Annotated in this window: 9 protein-coding genes; 6 read left to right on the top strand and 3 right to left on the bottom strand. The window is 60.9% G+C overall.

Going from position 1 to position 11826, the window contains the following annotated elements:
• Positions 1 to 104: 104 nt before the first annotated feature.
• The 3 genes from purD to purF form a co-directional block, all read right to left on the bottom strand.
• A complete protein-coding gene (gene purD, locus BTIS_RS01145; RefSeq protein WP_094661855.1) occupies positions 105 to 1370 on the bottom strand; it encodes a phosphoribosylamine--glycine ligase in 1266 nt (421 codons plus the stop codon).
• Between the two features lie 110 nt (positions 1371 to 1480).
• Positions 1481 to 2527, bottom strand: a complete 1047-nt coding sequence (purM, locus tag BTIS_RS01140) for a phosphoribosylformylglycinamidine cyclo-ligase (protein ID WP_094661853.1) — start codon at positions 2525 to 2527, stop codon at positions 1481 to 1483.
• A gap of 104 nt (positions 2528 to 2631) precedes the next feature.
• Positions 2632 to 4182: an amidophosphoribosyltransferase gene (purF, locus tag BTIS_RS01135; protein WP_094661851.1), complete on the bottom strand. Its 1551-nt coding sequence runs from the start codon at positions 4180 to 4182 to the stop codon at positions 2632 to 2634.
• A gap of 321 nt (positions 4183 to 4503) precedes the next feature.
• Between purF and BTIS_RS01130 the strand changes: the two genes are divergently transcribed.
• From BTIS_RS01130 to BTIS_RS01100, 6 genes are all read left to right on the top strand, one after another.
• Positions 4504 to 5826, top strand: coding sequence for a gluconate:H+ symporter (locus tag BTIS_RS01130; protein WP_094661849.1), 1323 nt, complete (start codon positions 4504 to 4506; stop codon positions 5824 to 5826).
• 573 nt (positions 5827 to 6399) lie between these two features.
• Positions 6400 to 7446, top strand: a complete 1047-nt coding sequence (locus BTIS_RS11625) for a hypothetical protein (RefSeq protein WP_143248829.1) — start codon at positions 6400 to 6402, stop codon at positions 7444 to 7446.
• Positions 7447 to 7503: 57 nt separating this feature from the next.
• On the top strand, positions 7504 to 9228 hold the full coding sequence (locus tag BTIS_RS01115) for a Y-family DNA polymerase (protein WP_094662067.1): 1725 nt from the start codon (positions 7504 to 7506) through the stop codon (positions 9226 to 9228).
• The gene (locus tag BTIS_RS01110) at positions 9225 to 9416 is read left to right on the top strand and encodes a hypothetical protein (RefSeq protein ID WP_094661843.1); all 192 of its coding nucleotides are present in this window, start codon (positions 9225 to 9227) and stop codon (positions 9414 to 9416) included. The genes BTIS_RS01115 and BTIS_RS01110 overlap by 4 nt, the downstream gene beginning before the upstream one ends.
• Positions 9417 to 9755: 339 nt before the next feature.
• A complete protein-coding gene (locus BTIS_RS01105) occupies positions 9756 to 10922 on the top strand; it encodes a pyridoxal phosphate-dependent aminotransferase (protein WP_245819208.1) in 1167 nt (388 codons plus the stop codon).
• Positions 10923 to 10965: 43 nt separating this feature from the next.
• The gene (locus BTIS_RS01100; protein WP_245819189.1) at positions 10966 to 11778 is read left to right on the top strand and encodes a methyltransferase domain-containing protein; all 813 of its coding nucleotides are present in this window, start codon (positions 10966 to 10968) and stop codon (positions 11776 to 11778) included.
• The last annotated feature ends 48 nt before the right edge of the window (positions 11779 to 11826 follow it).

Here is an 11826-nt window from a genome sequence, read left to right as displayed (position 1 = left end):
TCTTGTTTCTGAAGTGAGATAACGCGTGTGTCGTCAAGGCGCGGCAGACGAAGGCGTATATGAATACGTCGAGTCTGCCGTAACGCCGACGACACTCCGTTATCTCACTTCAGGGCTTTGGCACCGATGTCGTGGCGATAAAACATCCCCGGCGTTTCGAGTGCGTCAATGATCTTATAGACCTTGTCTTGCGCGGCCTGGAGGGTGTCGGCAGTGGTTTCGACGAGGAGGACGCGGCCGGAGTTGGCGACGAGGCGGTCGCCGTCCTGCTTGACGCCGGCGTAGTAGACGTGGGAGTCGGGGTCGACGGGGATGGTGGGGACGGGGGCACCCTTGATGACGTTGACGGGGTAGCCGTCGGAGGCGAGGACGACGCCGAGGGTGGCGCGCTGGTCGTCCCAAGTGAAGGTGGGGGTGTCGCCGTTGAGGAGGGCCCAGATGCCGGCACCGAGGTCGGAGGTGAGCTTGGGGAGGACGACTTCGGTTTCGGGGTCGCCGAAGCGGGCGTTGAATTCGATGACCTTGGGGCCGTCGGCGGTGGCGATGAGGCCGGCGTAGAGAATGCCGTTGAAGGGGGTGCCTTCGTCGACCATGGCGGAGGTGACGGGCTTGACGATGGTGTCGATGGCCTGGTCGATGACGCTCTGGGGGATCTGGGGGACGGGGCTGTAGGCGCCCATGCCGCCGGTGTTGGGACCCTTGTCGCCGTCGTAGGCGCGCTTGTGGTCCTGGGAGATGGGCATGGCCCAGAATTCCTTGCCGCGGACGAAGCTCATGAGGGAGAATTCCTGGCCTTCGAGGAATTCCTCGATGACGACGGAGGCACCGGCGGCACCGAAGCGGTGGTCGACGAAGATGTCTTCGAGGGCCTTGTAGGCGTCGTCTTCGGTCATGGCGACGGTGACGCCCTTGCCGGCGGCGAGTCCGTCGGCCTTGACGACGATGGGTGCGCCCTTGGCTGCGACGTAGGCGCGGGCGTCGGTGAGGTTGTCGAAGGTGGCGTAGGCGGCGGTGGGAACGTTGTGGCGTTCCATGAGTTCCTTGGCGAAGGTCTTGGAGCCTTCGATCTGGGCGGCGACCTTGTTGGGGCCGAACGCCTTGATGCCGGCGGCTTCGAAGTCGTCGACGAGGCCTTCGATCAGCGGCACTTCGGGGCCGACGAACACCCAGTCGATGGCGTTTTGCTTGGCGTATTCGATGAGGGCGGCGTGGTTGGATTCGTCGATCTGGACGATCGTGATGCCGTCGGACTGCATGCCGGGGTTGCCGGGTGCGCAGGAGACTTCGCTGACGGTGTCGCCCTTGAGGAGGGTGTGGGCGATGGTGTGTTCGCGGGCGCCGGAGCCGATGACGAGGACTTTCTGTCCCATGTTCTGTTCCTTTCTGCGGGAATGGGTTCGGCCGACGACGGAGGAACGGTCGCCGGCCGAACTGTGTTCGACGCTATTTCAGCTATTTCGATGTGGGGATGGTACGAGACTCACAGACCCTTGTGCAGCTGGACGCGCGTGCCGTCGATGTCCTTGACGATGCGGCCCACGGTGTGGTGCACTTCGCCTTCGGCATCAAGGATGCGTTCGACGTCGGCGACCTTGTCGGGGGAGACGATCAGCACCATGCCGATGCCCATGTTGAAGATGTTGTACATTTCCAGCTCGTCGATCTCGCCCAGCTGCTGGAGCAGGCGGAAGATCGGCGGCACGTCCCAGCTGGTGATGTCGAACGCGGCGGCCAGGCCTTCGGGGATGATGCGGGGCACCTTTTCGATGAAGGCACCGCCGGTGATGTGGGCCACGCCGTGCAGCAGATCGTCTTCCGCGAACAGGGGCTTGAGCGCCTTCGCGTAGATGCGGGTGGGCTTGAGGATCTCCTCGCCGAGGGTTTCGCCTTCCAGCTCGGGGAGCTTGGCGTCGATGCTCAGGTCGTGGTCCTTGAACAGGATCTTGCGCACCAGCGAGTAGCCGTTGGAGTGGATGCCGGAGGACGGCAGACCGATGAGGACGTCGCCTTCGGCAATGGTGCTGCCGTCGATGATCTTGGACTTCTCGACCACGCCGACGGTGAAACCGGCCAGATCGTACTCGTCGGGGTCGTACATGTCGGGCATTTCGGCGGTTTCGCCACCGACCAGTGCGGCACCGGCCTGCACGCAGCCGTCGGCCACGCCCTTGACGACCTGCTCGAGCAGGTCGGGATCGTTCTTGCCGCAGGCGATGTAGTCGAGGAAGAACAGCGGTTCGGCACCCTGGGCGAGGATGTCGTTGACGCACATGGCGACGCAATCCTGACCGATGGTGTCGTGCTTGTTCGCCATCTTGGCGACCATGAGCTTGGTGCCGACGCCGTCGGTGCCGGAGACCAGCACCGGCTCCTTGTAGCCGAGGGAGGACAGGTCGAACAGACCGCCGAAGCCGCCGATGCCGCCGGCGCCCGGACGCATGGTGCGGGCCACATGGGACTTGATGCGGTTGACTACCTCGTAACCGGCCTCGACGCTGACTCCAGCATTCTCATACGCTTGGGGCATGATGCACCTTTCTTGGGTGATAATAGTGGTTTATCGATGGGATCGATGTTATGAAAAACTTGGATTACCTGAATTGATTGGATTGATTGTGAATTGAGACTGTTCTACTCGTCGTCCGATACGGCGCTGGTCTCGTTGGGATCTTCGACGTCGCCGGCACGCTGGCAGGAGTACTCGTTGCCGATGTACTTGCTCTTGTACAGCGCGAACTTCGGCAGGCGAACGCGATCCTCCGCGGTGAGCGACTTGAGGAAGTCCTGCTCGTAGTCGTCGAGCGCGGTGGGGTAGTCGCCGTTGAAGTAGGCGACGCACAGACCGCCGTACGGGGCGTCGGTGTTCAGTCCGATGCATTCGACCAGTCCGTCGAGCGACAGGAACGACAGCGAGTCGGCGCCGATGTATTCGCGGATCTCCTCGACGCTCTTCTTGCCGGCGATGAGTTCCTTGGTGGTGGAGATGTCGATGCCGTAGAAGCAGGGGTACTTGAGCGGCGGCGAGCTGATGCGCATATGCACTTCGGCGGCTCCGGCCTCACGCAGTAGCTGGACGATGCGCTTCGACGTGGTGCCGCGCACGATCGAATCGTCGATCACGACGACGCGTTTGCCCTTGACCACGCCGCGCACGGCGGACAGCTTCATACGCACGCCCTGCTCGCGCAATTCCTGCGTGGGCTGGATGAACGTACGTGCCACGTACTGGTTCTTGATCAGACCCATTTCGTTGGGCAGTCCGCTGGCTTCCGCGTAGCCGGATGCGGCGGACAGGGAGGAGTTCGGCACGCCGATCACCATGTCCGCATCCACCGGGGACTCCTGGGCGAGACGGGCGCCCATGCGCTTGCGTGCGGAATGCACGTTCACGCCGTAGATGTCGGAGTCGGGGCGGGCGAAGTAGATGAACTCCATGGAACAGATCGCCAGCTGCGTCTTGTTCGTGTACTGCACGATCCTGTAGCCGTGATCGTTGACCACGACGATCTCGCCGGGGCGGATGTTGCGCACGAGCTCGGCGCCCACCACGTCGAGCGCGCACGTTTCGGAGGCGAGCACGTAGGCGCCGTTCTTCATCTTGCCGAGGCTCAGGGGACGGAATCCATTCGGATCGAGCGCGCCGATCATGGCGTCCTCGGTCATGATCAGATAGGCGAATCCGCCGTGCACCGTGTTGAGGGATTCCTTGAGCTTGTCCATGAACGTACGCTGGTTGGAGCGACGGATCAGGTGCATGAGCACTTCGGTGTCGGAGTTGGAGTGGAAGATCGCGCCTTCATCCTCGAGATTGCGGCGCAGGGTGCGGCAGTTGGTGAGGTTGCCGTTGTGGCACAGGGCCATGTCGCCGTCGTGGAAGCGGAAGATGAACGGCTGGATGTTGTCGGTGGAGCCGGAGCCGGCGGTGGCGTAGCGCACGTGGCCGATGGCGCGGTTGCCCTTGAGTCGGGCGATCTCGCGTTCGTCGCCGAATACCTGAGTGAGCAGACCGAGTCCGCGGTGGCCGATCAGATGTCCGTTGTCATTGGAGACGATGCCGGCACCTTCCTGACCGCGGTGTTGCAGGGCGTGGAGCCCGAAGTAGGTGAGGCGTGACGCATCGGGGTGTCCCCAGACGCCGAATACGCCGCATTCTTCATGAATATCTTCCAGTTCGGCGGACAAGCAACCGCTCCTTCCGTGGAAAAGTCAAGGGATTTATCGCTCATAAAACTTTACCAACAAAGGGCTACATTCCGCCGTTCACGCGTCCTTGCGACTCGCTACGGGGGTTGCGTCGAGCAATACATGGCAACAGGTGCTCTCGACGCTGATGCAACGACAATAATGGCGAATTGTGCACAGGCACGGCAAGCAGGGACGCCGTGTCGTCTGCTCGGCGAAGATGCTGATGAGGTTGTCGGCGTCACCGTTGAGCCGCACAAGGTTGGGCAATAGTCAAGATGTCGCTGATCCTAGGAATCGCGACTGAACGGAGTTGGGAAGATGATTCAACTTATCTGGGTGCTGGTGGGCATTTGCCTGTTGGTCGTCCTGAATCTGAAATTCAAGATGCACAACATGCTGTCGCTGCTGCTGGTGGGCCTGTTCATCGCTCTAACGGCGGGCATTCCGATCGACAAGATCATCACCGCCGTCGAAACCGGCGTGGGCGGCATCTTCGGCAAACTGGCGATCATCATTCTGTTCGGTGCCATCATCGGCAAGATCATGACCGATACGGGCGCCAGCCAGCGCATCGCCGACACCGTCATCGAAAAATGCGGCACCAGATTCCTGCCTGTGGGGCTGATGTTCATCGGTGTGATTTTCGGCATTGCCATGTTCTACGAGGTCGCCTTCCTGATCTCCGTGCCGCTGGTGCTTGCCGTGGCCAAGAAGGCCAAGGTTCCGTACATGAAGCTGGTCATTCCGATCGTCACCGGTTGCACGATGGGTCATTCGCTGTTCCCGCCGCAGCCTGGACCGGTGGCTCTGGTCGCCGCGTTCGACGCCGACATCTCCAAGGTGTACATCTACGGCATTCTCGCCATCATCCCGGCGTTGCTGTGCGCCGGACTGCTGCTGCCGAAGTTCCTTCCCGGCATCAAAAGCATTCCGCTGAACTCCATGCTCAAACCGGCTCCGACCATGCCGGAGGATCAGCTGCCGTCGTTCGCGTCCTCTATCTCCATTCCGCTCACGCCGGCGGTGGTGATGATCGCGTCGTCCGTGGTCAAGGAGTTCTTCGACGAGAAGTCCACGGTATACAAGGTGTTCGGGTTCATCGGCTCCGCCGAGATCTCCATGCTGCTTGCACTGTTCGCCGCGTTCTTCCTGCTGATGCGGAGCCGGGGACAGACCATCGCCGATCTGACCGGCAAGATGGAGGAGGCCATCGGTCAGGTGGGTAACGTGCTGATCGTGATCTGCTCCGGCGGCATCATCAAGGAGGTCATCATCGAATCCGGTGCCGCCGATCACATCGTGCAGCTGGTGTCCGCGATTCCGGTGTCGCCGTTCATCATCGCATGGATCATCACCGCAATCATTCGTGTGCTCACCGGTCAGGGTGCCGTGGCCGCCATCACCGCTGCCGGCATGGTTGCTCCGCTGGTCACCCAGTTCGGACTCGATCCGGCGCTGATGGTGATTTGCGTGGCTTGCGGCTCCAACACCATTACGTTGATGTACGACGGTGGTTTCCTGCTGTTCAAGGAGACGTTCGGCATTTCGATGAAGGACACGTTCAAGACGTGGGGTCTGCTGGAGCTGATCAACTCCGTGGTCGGCCTGCTCGCCGTCCTCGTTATTGATCTTTTTGTGTGAGCATGCAATGAGCGAGGCGAATGCGATGAACGATATGAGGAATCCCGACGATGTGACGACCCGGAGAACGTGGACGTTGCGTAGCAGACGCAGGCATTACTTCGATTCCTCCGTGCCGCTCGATGAATGGGATCCGTATCAGCTCGATCTTGTCGTCGGCGATCTCGATAGTGTGTCTCTACGTGCGGTGCCGGAGGGAGTGGAAGTCGACAACGCTTCGGCTGACGATGCTGTGTGTTGTGGATGCCAGGACGGGGGAATGTCTGCCCGTACGGCGTGATCGATGTCGATGTTGCCGGAACTGCGGAATCGTCCGCGAATGTGGATGCGATCGTGTCGATTCGTGATGGGAATAATGATCGCATCGACGTGATTCAGCGTCATTGTGGTGATTCGGCCACCGGCATTCATGTGGAGATTGCCAGCGGAGGAACGATCGTGATTGCCGGGGATCTTCCGGTGCCAGAGGGACTCCGTTCCAGAGTACTGCGGGTGAGACTCAACGGACGGTGTCTAAGCGTGCATGTTCCGTCTCGGGAGGTTATGGATGGTGAAGGTGCCAGTGAATCGGTGATGTCTGAAACACCAGGGCATGACTATTGCGGCAGTCTTGATATTGGTGACATCTTCGATCTCCGTGACAATGCGTTGCGTTCGCGTTTTCGTCTCTATGGGGGCGTGCGAATCCCCGCCGGCGGTCGTGCCACGGTTCGTGCCGTTCGTCAGTATCTGACCTGCGGGACGGGACAGGCCGATCCTCGTGTGCTGCAAACCGTTGGCGGAGAGCCGATCGTGGACCGTGACCGCATCTGGCTGTCCATGACCACTCGCGGTTACATGCGTGTCGAAGACAGCTGTCAGGGCGTGTACGAACTTGATCTGCGTTCTTTCCGTCTGAAGCTGGTCTCCATTCTGGCTTTTCGCCCGAGTCCCGATGACCCGATCGATGGCCATGACCTGAGTAGTACCGATCGTCAGTGGCATGCTGCCAGTCTTTTGTATGACCGTGACAAAGATGCGTGGCTGTTCACAGTCACCTCGCACGGAGATGATCATGGGCTGTGGCAGGGGACTCTGCCGTGTGATCCGCGTGATGGCGGGTTCATGGAGGTTCAAGCCTCGCGAATGCACTATCGATCCATCGGCAATGAGGAGGATTCGCATATTGTCCGTGACCAACGGACCGGGGAATGGCTTATGACCTATGTGCGAAGAAACCTCGAATTGGACAAGTACGAGACCTTCCTTGCCCGCTCCGATACATGGAATGGAACATACACCGACATTGCCGGTCCGGCTGACGCGCAGACCGGTCCGATCCTGCAAACGGTCGACGGGCGGAGATACGTATTCGCCGGGTTGGGCGACAGCGGACGATTCGTTGCGATGGATCCGGATGACGGTCTGCGCAGGATCGGATTCCTGCATCTCGATCAGGAGCCGGACGGCAGAAGTGTGTGGCCTTTGGTGGTGCCGTTGCCGGATTCATCGGATTCATCGGAGGACGCTGACGGCCGCCGTTGCCTGCTGATCTCATTCAACCGTGATCCCAAGCTCGGTCAGACCCCGACCGGTAGATACTCCTACGGTGACGTGCTGATCTATGACTCCGTGATATGATCGAACATATGTTTGAATAACGGAGGTGGTGTAGTGCGTGCGACGGCGAATGCGATGATGGACAACTCTCCGAAGTCCATATCATCGAAAGCATGTTCACACACCTACATCGCCATTGATCTCAAGTCGTTTTATGCGTCGGTCGAGTGTGTGGCGCGGAAACTGGATCCGCTGACCACGAATCTGGTGGTGGCGGACGTGTCGCGCACCGAGAAGACGATCTGTCTGGCGGTATCGCCGTCGCTCAAGGCATACGGGCTGCCCGGTCGTGCGCGACTGTTCGAGGTCGTGCAGAAAATGCGACAGGTCAACGCGGATCGTTGCCTTCAGGCGCCGGGAAAACGACTGGTCGGCGAATCGGTCAACGCCAACGAACTCGCCGCGAACCCGAATCTTGCCGCCGGATACATCGCCGCCAAACCGCGCATGGCCCACTATCTCGACTGCAGTGCCAAGATCTACGGCATCTATCTCCAATACGCGGCGGCCGAGGACATTCACGTCTATTCGATCGACGAAGTGTTCATCGACGCCACCCGCTACCTACGTGCCGCCGGCATGACCGCGCATCAACTGGCCATGACCATCGTGCGCGACATCCTCGCACAGACCGGCATCACAGCCACCGCGGGCATCGGCACCAACCTGTATCTCGCCAAGGTTGCCATGGACATCGTCGCCAAACACATGCCCGCCGACCGGGACGGCGCGCGCGTGGCCGAACTTGACGAGCACTCATACCGACGACTGCTCTGGTCGCACACGCCGCTCACCGACTTCTGGCGAGTAGGCCGAGGATACGCGCGCAAACTCGAAGCACACGGGCTCAACACCATGGGCGACATCGCCCGATGTTCGCTTGGCCGTGCATCCGACTACTACAACGAGGACCTGCTCTACCGGCTCTTCGGTGTGAACGCGGAACTGCTCATCGACCACGCATGGGGATGGGAACCATGTACCATCGCCGACATCAAGGCGTACAAGCCGGCCGACACCAGTCTGAGCTCCGGTCAGGTGCTGCAACAGCCGTACGATTACACGCATGCGCGACTGGTGGTCAAGGAGATGACCGATCTGCTCGTGCTTGAGATGGTGGGCAAGGGATTGGAAACCGACCACGTGACATTGGCGATCGGATACGACGTAAGTGGCGTGGCTCCGAAGCGGTCGACACAGTCGGCACAGTCGTCACTGCCAGTGCAATCGGCAGAGCGCACCATCAACGGTGGGCCCACCAAAATCGACCGATATGGCAGAACCGTTCCCAAACCCGTGCATGGTTCCGCTGATCTCGGCGGATACACGTCGTCCACGCGCCGCATCATCGCCGCCATGACCGACATCTTCGAGCGGATCGTGGACCCGAATCTTGCTGTGCGACGCATCACCGTGGTCGTCGAACGACTGCACCGGATCGGGGAGCCTCTGCCGGCAAGCCGCCGATACGAGCAGCCGGATCTGTTCTCGGCCATGGGTGATGAGAACGCGCAAGACGGTAATGCGCCGGCGGGGAATACACGCAATGCCGTTGATCGCAATTCCGCCGACGAACGCGTAATCGTTACTAACGCCGGGGCCGATGGAACCTCTGGAACCGATGGAACCGGACCCACAGGCACAGGTTCCGGAACCGACAAGGACCGCGAGCGCAGCATCCAGCAATCATTGTTGGATATCAAACGCAAATTCGGCAAGAACGCCGTGATCAAGGCCATGAACCTCGAGGAAGGGGCCACCGGTCGCCTGCGCAACAGTCAGATCGGAGGCCATGCGGCATGACATTCGCCGAAACCCATCGCTACGACGACATCATCGACCTGCCGCATCACCAGTCGTCGCGTCACCCGCACATGTCGATGCACAACCGCGCGGCCCAGTTCATGCCGTTCGCCGCGCTCACGGGCTACGACGAGGCCATCGCCAAGGTTGCGGCGAGAGTGCGAAATCAAGATGATGAGCAGAGATAGTTCCTTCCCGGTCATGTGCCGCACGCTCTTCGAATACCGATTCGTTGAGTGCGCGATGAATTGGAACGGCCTACGATTTTGCACATCCAATAATCAATTCCTATAACAACGCCGATGCGAAATACTGTCGAAATGGGTATATTCAAGCGCGGTTTTGCCGGTAGGGGAGGAAGCATCATGTCCGTATCACAGAACGAGTCGCAGCGCTCGCCGCTCCAATCCCAGCCCGCGCCCCGCGCCGGGCACGCAGACCAGGTAAGTTACGCAGACCAGACGGTCCAATGCCCGGTGCCGTTCGCGCCGATCGCCGAGTCGATTCCACCCAACGTGTTCGCCGTCATGGATCGCAAGGTGGCGCAGGCCGTGGCCTCGGGTGCGGACGTGATCGACCTCGCCAAGGGCAATCCCGACGCCTACCCGGCCGCCTTCATCCGCGACGCAGCCAAACGCGCCGTCGATGATCCCGCCAACGCCCGATACACTCCGTTCGACGGCAAACCGGCCTTTCTTGAGGCGGCGGCGGACTGGTACCGCCGCGTGCATGGCGTTGCGCTGGACTGGCCCACGCAGCTGTTCGCCGTGGAAGGCGCGGTCGACGGACTGGCGGGACTGTACGCGATTCTCGTGGATCGTGGCGATGCCGTCGCGTTCGTGGATCCCTACTATCCCTCCTACCATTGCATGGCCGTGATGCATGGGGCGCATGAGGTGCTGCTGCCCGCGCTCGCCGATCGTGGTTTCTTGCCCGACCTTGACGCCGTGCCCGCGACGACGTGGGATCGTGTCAAGATGCTGGTGCTCAACTATCCGAATAATCCCACCGGCGCGCAGGCTCCGTTGCAGTTCCTTCAGCGGGCTGTTGAGTTGGCGCATGAGCATCGTTTCGTTATCGTGCACGATTACGCCTACGCGGGGCTGGGTGTGGGTGGTGATGCCCCGGGCGCGCAGCAGTACAGCATTCTTGAGGTGCCTGGCGCGTTCGACGTGGCGGTGGAGGTGTGCTCGCTGTCGAAGATGTATGCGATGGCGGGTTGGCGTGCCGGATTCGTGGCCGGTAATGAGGCCGTGATCGCACGGCTGAAGCTCTACCACTATCAGATGGGATCCATGATCACCGGCAGCATTCAGGACGCCGGCGTTGTGGCGCTGCGTTCCGACCAGTCGTGCGTCGCCGAGCTCGCGCAGCGGTATGCGGCGCGTCGGCGTATCGTCGCCGACGGTCTGCGTGCGGCGGGATTGGATGTGTTCGATTCGGCCGGTGGGATTTACGTGTGGGCCCGTGTGCCTGAGTTTGGGTCGGGCGCGGCTGGGGCTGGGCATGACGGCGAGAACGAGCGCGTCTGGACGGGCGAGCGTCTCGCCGACCATCTGCTGTCCGCCGCGTCCGTCGCCGTGCTGCCGGGCACCTGTTTCGGCACGGTCGGCCGTGACTACATCCGTCTCAGTCTGCTCAAATCCGAACCCGAACTGCGCGAAGCCGTCCGTCGCATCGCCGCCGCATTATGAACCACACGGCGATGCTCGAAATGCGGACGCATTTATGGACATCGTGCTGCGGAAGATTAGCGTGAATCGCATGGTCACTTGGGATTCCGCGCAATATCTTCGGTTCAGGAACGAGCGCACGCAGCCGTCGCGCGATCTGGCGATGCAACTGCCCGCCGATGACGGTACGGTCACGCGGGTGCTTGACATCGGCTGCGGTCCGGGCAACAGCACCGCCGTGCTACGTGAACGCTACCCGCACGCGCATATTCTGGGCGTTGACAGTTCGCCGGAAATGATCGACGCGGCAAAGTCGGCCCATCCGGACATCGAATTCGCATTATGCGATGTTTCACGTCAGGACCAGCTGGACGCATTGCCGCATGATTTCGACGTTGTGTTCTCCAACGCGTGCATCCAGTGGGTGCCCGATCACGCGCATCTGATCCCCGCGATGCTGGGGCTGCTGCGGAAGGACGGTACGCTCGCCGTGCAGACGCCGATGAACTACGAGGAGCCCATCCATCGGATCATCGCTGAGATCGTCCATTCCGCGCAATACGCCGACCGTCTGCCGCAGCAGCGGGAGTTCTTCAACCTCACCCCGCCCGAATACTGGGAGCTCTTGCATCGGTATGCCGCAAGCTTCCGCATGTGGACAACCACATACATGCATACGTTGCCATCTCACGAAGCCATCATGGACTGGTATCGGGGCACCGGTCTGCGCCCCTATCTGCAGGCACTGTCCGACGATGTCGAACGGGCGGCATTCGAAAAGCAAGTATTTGAACGTGTCTGCGACGCCTATCCCGTGCAATCCGACGGCAGTATCATCTTCCCGTTCCCGCGCTTCTTCTTCACCGCGATCCGATAGCGGTCGGGCGGCGGGTGCTCAACCGTTATCGGATCGGTTTCATGATCA

Origin of the sequence: Bifidobacterium tissieri, from assembly GCF_002259645.1 — a bacterium.
In the GTDB taxonomy this organism is placed as follows: domain Bacteria; phylum Actinomycetota; class Actinomycetes; order Actinomycetales; family Bifidobacteriaceae; genus Galliscardovia; species Galliscardovia tissieri.
The sequence above is the reverse complement of the archived record's forward strand: the minus strand, read 5'-3'. Positions and strand labels throughout refer to the sequence as shown.

Bases quoted from the DNA above. Each gene is read 5' to 3' on its own strand.
- purD (WP_094661855.1), bottom strand. From the start codon at position 1,370: ATGGGACAGAAAGTCCTCGTCATCGGCTCCGGCGCCCGCGAACACACC.
- purM (WP_094661853.1), bottom strand. From the start codon at position 2,527: ATGCCCCAAGCGTATGAGAATGCTGGAGTCAGCGTCGAGGCCGGTTAC.
- BTIS_RS01130 (WP_094661849.1), top strand. From the start codon at position 4,504: ATGATTCAACTTATCTGGGTGCTGGTGGGCATTTGCCTGTTGGTCGTC.
- BTIS_RS11625 (WP_143248829.1), top strand. From the start codon at position 6,400: ATGTCTGAAACACCAGGGCATGACTATTGCGGCAGTCTTGATATTGGT.
- BTIS_RS01115 (WP_094662067.1), top strand. From the start codon at position 7,504: ATGGACAACTCTCCGAAGTCCATATCATCGAAAGCATGTTCACACACC.
- BTIS_RS01110 (WP_094661843.1), top strand. From the start codon at position 9,225: ATGACATTCGCCGAAACCCATCGCTACGACGACATCATCGACCTGCCG.
- BTIS_RS01105 (WP_245819208.1), top strand. From the start codon at position 9,756: ATGGATCGCAAGGTGGCGCAGGCCGTGGCCTCGGGTGCGGACGTGATC.